The organism is Listeria valentina (assembly GCF_011800755.1).
Taxonomy (GTDB): Bacteria; Bacillota; Bacilli; order Lactobacillales; family Listeriaceae; genus Listeria; species Listeria valentina.
In genome coordinates, this window is record NZ_JAATJW010000099.1 from 1 (window position 1) to 4582 (window position 4582).

Below are 4582 nucleotides of genomic sequence, written 5' to 3' on the forward strand. Positions count from 1 at the left end.
CGCTCAGGCTCAACGACCTGCATATTATTCGACGCAAAAGCAAAGGAGTTCCATGCTGCACGAGTTGTTTCATCTACAGATGCATCTGTCAAATCTTTGCTTAGATCTGTAGGTGCTTTCATGGCAAAATCTAATGTAATATCTTCTCCAGATACCCATGTATTATTATCTAACAACGTAACTTTAAAACTATGGATCTGACTCCAATCCATCACTGCTGAGGCATCCATCCAATTGGGAGCCTGCGCATCACTTGGGTCAGTAATCGGCGTTGTAGTAGATGGATAAAGGACATTTTGTGTTAAATCTGCACGACTTGGATTTGTCGCTGTGCTGTAAGTAATCGCCACTTTCCCAGCCCATACGGCAGGAACTTCGATAGGCCCTGTTAGTATTGGAGCAAATTGACTACCACGATTCGAGTTGTCTGTAATGCCTAAATCTCCTATGGACGGAAGAACATCCATCAGTACCATACTAGAAATATCCGTATCTCCATCATTGGTGAGTTTTAATTGATAATCAATCGTCCCACCTGGTGAAGCATGACCAAATTTAGAGAAGGCACTGTCTAGGTCTCCTTTAACAAGTTTTGAAGTCGATATTTTATCCTCACGTAACAGACTATATTTATTGCCTGTTTTAATCATTTGTTGTGAAGTATTCCCATCTCCATTCAGGTCACTAGTATCCGCTTCTTTTGTCGAGTTCGTCACACTGTTTCCTGTCTGAGATGGCACATTAAATTCAGTATTTCCTACATATGCATAGGCTTCTGGGACAAGTTTAGTTGGCGCATTTTCCGCAATGTTAACATTGAAGGCATAGCCAAGTTGTTTGCCCGAAGGCAAAGTGTCCACACTCCATTTAACACGAATGAGTTGTTGTCCTGTTCCATTATAGTTATCTGAAACAATTTCAATGGACCCATATTTTTTGTCTAAACCACTTGGTGTTTTCTCATCCCAAAGGGATCCATCACTTAATTGATACTCCGTGTTACCCGTATCAACTGTCACACCTTTTGGTAGTAGTACAGCCTCTTCTAATGGTGCTGTTGCAGATACAGTTGATGTGGCATCATTCGTCAAATAGCCTGTCACACGATTGCTGCCACTTTTTACAACGCCATTATCTTGAGTATCAAAGCGAATCGAATTCGATAAGGTTGGATTGGCTTCTGGGGGTTTTGGAACAACTGTTGCCGTTCTATAGCCTGTATACGTATTGACATCGTTTACTTCTGTATCATTAGTCCAGGAAACTTCATCTCCTGCTTTGTTGTAACCCGTTACGTCATAATGTACGTAGTTCGTGACTTTACCCGTATAGCCTTTTTCAATCGAAAATCTTGGATAAGCAAAAGGTGAATACAGCCCTGCTGGTGCATAAGTATGTTCAAAGCGAATCTTGCTTACATGCTCACTTTTTGTGAGACCCAAATCTTCACGTGTGAGTTTCATCCCTAAATATTCTACATCACTTAATACCTTTCTTTCTGTACCATCCACAGTTAGATAGATATTAGCACGTGGTTTCAATGCAATAGTCCCATTTTCTGGGATACTCCAATCTGGTTTAAAATTAGCCCAGCCAGAAAAATTCAATGCATCTAATTCCAAGTGAGAATCTACATCATACAAAATATTATATTTTTTAAAATCCTTCGAATAGCTATTGGTAGTACTCGATCCAATTGTAATGGTAAAACTTAATAGCGCATCATCATAGACTTGCGGATCTGGATTATTATGGTTAAATGTAGCACCCGCATCTCCAAGTCCATTGATTGGTCCTCCATGATTAGGAGGCGCCAGTACATTACCCTCAGGAACTTTATTCGGATCACTGATACCAGCACTCACGGAAGCACTACCACTTGAAGAAATGGATTGGTCATTGATATCCACAGCTGTACTGGTTACTTTGTTTTGAAATGTTGCTAGATTTTCAATATTCGCATTAAATTTTGTTTGGACTTCAATCGTTTTGGTAAATAAATGATCTGTCGCTGCTTTTTGTTCAGCTAAAGATGGCGCATCAAAAGTCCAAGTGACCGTTTTGGCAGTTGCATCATAGACCCCTCCGGCATTATCGCTAACATAAGTCAAACCATTGGGAATCGTATCAACCACTTTGATTTGGCTACCGTCTTTAAAGTAGAGTAGCCCTGTCTCTTTTTGATCAGCATTCACTTTGATCGTCCAAGTTCCCGTATCTCCAGCCGTTGGCGGTGTTGTTTTTTCTTTGCCATCACTGTCTACTGTTTGACTATACGTTTTACTCGTAGATAGGCTTGAAGATGCATTCACCGTCACCGTTGCCTCATCTGTCGCATCTCCTGTAAAGTTATCCGCTGTAAACGTGGCCTTACTCGTCAATGCTGTTCCACTCGCTGTTGTTCCGTTTACCGTATTCACTTTGACAAATACTTTATTGGCTTGTCCTGCAGCTAATGTCGCAAACTGATACGTCAAGGTATGGGCACTTGCATCATACGTTGGCGCAGTCCCTGCGATTTTTAATTCATTCACATCTTGCGTGAATGCAACATTTTCAGGCAAGTTAACGACAATTTTTGCATTTTGATAGGTGGTCTGACTTCCCGTTGCTTTGAAGTTTAGTTCATAGACCGCATCTTGCCCTGAAGATACACTATCATTGGCAGGAGAAATATCAATATCTGCGTTAATTGTTCCAGCTCGAACTTGCGGCTTAACAAATCCTTGTACAGATAACTGATTGGATGTTACCTCTCCCGCATCACTTGTTCCTTTAGCAGTAAACTCATATTTCCCGGCTTTTGCCGCTTTTAATGTCAGGGTTCCCTCCTTTTCTGTCACATTTTTGTTCCAGTGGATGGTTAACTTTTGTCCTTCATTTTCCACTTTTTGAATGGTTTGTTCCGTTTTCCCCTGGACCCCTTGATAGTCCACACCTTCAGGTAGTTGCATGCTTAGCTCTTCGCCTTTGCTTTGCGTTACCTTAACATCAAAGGTTTGCCCTACTTGCACTTCATCTTGATCTGACGCAAGTTGGATGTTTTGATTGGGATTATCGTCCGTCTGAGTTGTCTCTGCCTGTGCCACAATAGGGCTCAACAGACTTTGACTCACTAATAACAGTGTAGCCAGTGTCGCTAGAAATTGTTTGCCTCGACTCACCTTTTTCATTTTTTGGTGATCTCCTTTCTCCTGTTTTTAGGTTTTTCACGGCTTTACCCATAACCCCTACTCGCTATAAATACGTTTAGATAGGTCTTTGTTGCAATATTTGATTACTTAACTGAGAGGATCTAAAGTTACATAACTTATCCTCTACTTTAGTATGGCAGGAGGTTCTCTTCAAAAAAAGAGAAAAAAAAACAAACCTATTAAGATAAAATCTTTATTTGTGACATTTTTGTGAACTACAGTTTCAAGAAACTTTTGGCTTGTCTCTATTCACTTTTAAAACTTTCATTTGCCTTAATTTGAAGATAATAAGTCTTTTTTACTTGTCTTGTATCCTTTTCCATCGCCAAGTTTTTGTGTTCGTTGTAATATTCATTTGTTGTGCCACGGAAGGAAGCATTTTAGAAACAGAGACAGAGCTTGCATTTATCAGTCGTGCCAATAGCGTAAGATTAAACCACCGGGGAAACACCATATCTCCTGTTTCTAATGGTTCAACAAGACGAACTTCTTTCTGTAAAAAAAGCGAGAAGGTATACTGAATCTTTTCTTCCACACTATGTGTCGCATAAAACAAGTGATGGTCTCTAATTTGTTCTTCTTTATAGAGTAACGAGAGAAGGAGGTGTGTAAACAGCGAATCCTGTTTCAAAGTCTCTTCGACATCATTTAAATCATACTCTAAATAATAGGTTGTCTGTAAGGCTTCGATATAAGTCCCCGACTGACTCATTCGTAAATAATCGTGAGGAAGCGTAAGTGCATAAATCAGGTCACGTTTTTGATAACAGGAAGCTAAAACGCCCGTTTCAACTAACACAAGCTTTTCTGGACTTATTTGGATTTTTCTTCCTTTCTCTAAACACTTCCTTGTTCCCTTAGCTTTCCTCTTAAGATGAAAAGAGAGAAGCTGATCCTGTTCAATCCATTGCTGTATTTCAAATAAATTCATTGCTATCCGACCTTTCCTCCCCCTTTTTTGATCCATATTTAGTGTAGCATGTCGAGCAAAGGGGATCGGCTCATTCCAACATCTTTCTAGAACTTTTCAACAAAAATAACGCTTATGCTGTCCGAAAGATGGAAATGTTCACAAAATTGTCATAGACAAATAGGTCAAAACTTGTTAGGGTAAAGTAAAAGGAGTACTTCAGTATGTATCCCTACTCGCTGGTCTCACTCCTCTCGACGGCCATGAGTATACTGAATAGTATTTATTTCCCTTAGCTCCCAACTTTAAGAAGAAGTTGGGGGTTTTTAGAGCTCTTTAAAAAATTCTCATTTTCTACATAAAAAAAACAGATTCTTTTTAATTATTTTTCATCATAATTGTATTCCTAGCTTATTTTAAATTCCAGACGATAAACTAGTTTTATCAAATGAAAAATACCTTTTTTTATGTATACTTT

At 39.3% G+C, this 4582-nt stretch carries 2 protein-coding genes; both read right to left on the reverse strand.

Going from position 1 to position 4582, the window contains the following annotated elements:
- The coding region (locus tag HCK02_RS13180; protein WP_167630562.1) for an adhesive domain-containing protein at window positions 1-3173 on the reverse strand (3173 nt) is incomplete at its 3' end.
- A 319-nt stretch (window positions 3174-3492) separates the two neighbouring features.
- Complete coding sequence (locus HCK02_RS13185) at window positions 3493-4125, reverse strand: hypothetical protein (RefSeq protein ID WP_167630563.1); 633 nt, start codon at window positions 4123-4125, stop codon at window positions 3493-3495.
- Between the last annotated feature and the right edge of the window lie 457 nt (window positions 4126-4582).